The sequence below is a fragment of the Timonella senegalensis JC301 genome, assembly GCF_000312125.1.
GTDB classification, from domain to species: domain Bacteria; phylum Actinomycetota; class Actinomycetes; order Actinomycetales; family Cellulomonadaceae; genus Timonella; species Timonella senegalensis.
Genome location: NZ_HE978646.1, coordinates 4,203 through 6,022, shown reverse-complemented (window position 1 = coordinate 6,022; position 1,820 = coordinate 4,203). Strand labels below are relative to the sequence as shown.

The window sequence follows — 1,820 nt, the reverse complement described above, 5'->3', positions numbered from 1 at the left end:
ACAAGAACACGATAGTGGACGCCATAAACAATGGGAGCCCCACCACCCCCGACACGAGGGTAGCGAGGCTCAACCACACTATAAGTTAAGTCCGGCTGCGTCCTACTCTCCCACACCCTCCCGAGTGCAGTACCATCAGCGCTGTAAGGCTTAGCTACCGGGTTCGAAATGGAGACCGGGCGTTTCCCTTACGCTATAACAACCGAAACACCTACCATCACCAACAACCAAGCATGGGTCGTGGGATGAGAACTGGCTAGTGAACGCGAACACGCAATCTGCGAAAAAACAAGAAACTTGTAATGTTTAAGTTGTTGGCATATTAGTACCGGTCAGCTCCACGAGTCGTTAGTCCTCGCGTCCACACCCGGCCTATCAACCCAATAATCTCTTGGGCGCCTCCACAACAAAAGTTGATGGAAACCTCATCTTAAAGCAGGCTTCCCGCTTAGATGCTTTCAGCGGTTATCCCTTCCGAACGTAGCCAACCAGCCATGCACCTGGCGGTACAACTGGCACACCAGAGGTTCGTCCGTCCCGGTCCTCTCGTACTAGGGACAGGCCTTTTCAAGTTTCCTACGCGCGCAGCGGATAGGGACCGAACTGTCTCACGACGTTCTAAACCCAGCTCGCGTACCGCTTTAATGGGCGAACAGCCCAACCCTTGGGACCTACTCCAGCCCCAGGATGCGACGAGCCGACATCGAGGTGCCAAACCATGCCGTCGATATGGACTCTTGGGCAAGATCAGCCTGTTATCCCCGGGGTACCTTTTATCCGTTGAGCGACCACGCTTCCACAAGCCATGGCCGGATCACTAGTTCCGACTTTCGTCCCTGTTCGACCTGTCAGTCTCACAGTCAAGCTCCCTTGTGCACTTACACTCGCCACCTGATTGCCAACCAGGCTGAGGGAACCTTTGAGCGCCTCCGTTACATTTTAGGAGGCAACCGCCCCAGTTAAACTACCCACCAGGCACTGTCCCTGGACCCGATCAGGGTCCGAGGTTCAGGTATCCGAAACCGCAAGAGTGGTATTTCAACGATGACTCCACACACACTAGCGTGCATGCTTCACAGTCTCCCACCTATCCTACACATGCAATACCGAACACCAATACCAAGCTATAGTAAAGGTCCCGGGGTCTTTCCGTCCTGCTGCGCGTAACGAGCATCTTTACTCGTACTGCAATTTCGCCGAGTTTATGGTTGAGACAGCGGAGAAGTCGTTACGCCATTCGTGCAGGTCGGAACTTACCCGACAAGGAATTTCGCTACCTTAGGATGGTTATAGTTACCACCGCCGTTTACTGGGGCTTAAATTCTCAGCTTCACCACCAAAGTGGTTAACCAGTCCTCTTAACCTTCCAGCACCGGGCAGGCGTCAGTCCGTATACATCGACTTGCGTCTTCGCACGGACCTGTGTTTTTAGTAAACAGTCGCTTCTCCCTGGTCTCTGCGACCCCTACCCGCTTACCACCGCACGGGTGTTCACGGTCGGGGCCCCCCTTCTCCCGAAGTTACGAGGGCATTTTGCCGAGTTCCTTAACCATAATTATCTCGATCGCCTTAGTATTCTCTACCTGATCACCTGAGTCGGTTTAGGGTACGGGCGGCTCACACCTCGCGCCGAGGTTTTTCTAGGCAGCAGAGGATCACCAACTTAACCCCATCAGATCTCACCCATATAACGAATCCCGGATTTACCTAAGACTCGGGCTACATCCTTGGCCGTCGACAACCATCGCGACGGTTTGGCTACCTTCCTGCGTCACCCCTGTTAATACGCTCACTCCACCACACTCCATACCCAGCACACC

Annotated in this window: 2 rRNA genes (1 of these 2 only partly in view); both read right to left on the bottom strand. The window is 53.9% G+C overall.

Annotated elements, in window-relative coordinates:
* Positions 1-89: 89 nt before the first annotated feature.
* Positions 90-207 (bottom strand): 5S ribosomal RNA (gene rrf, locus HGSM_RS13465).
* A gap of 95 nt (positions 208-302) precedes the next feature.
* Positions 303-1,820 (bottom strand): 23S ribosomal RNA (locus HGSM_RS13460); it runs 1,993 nt beyond the window's last position.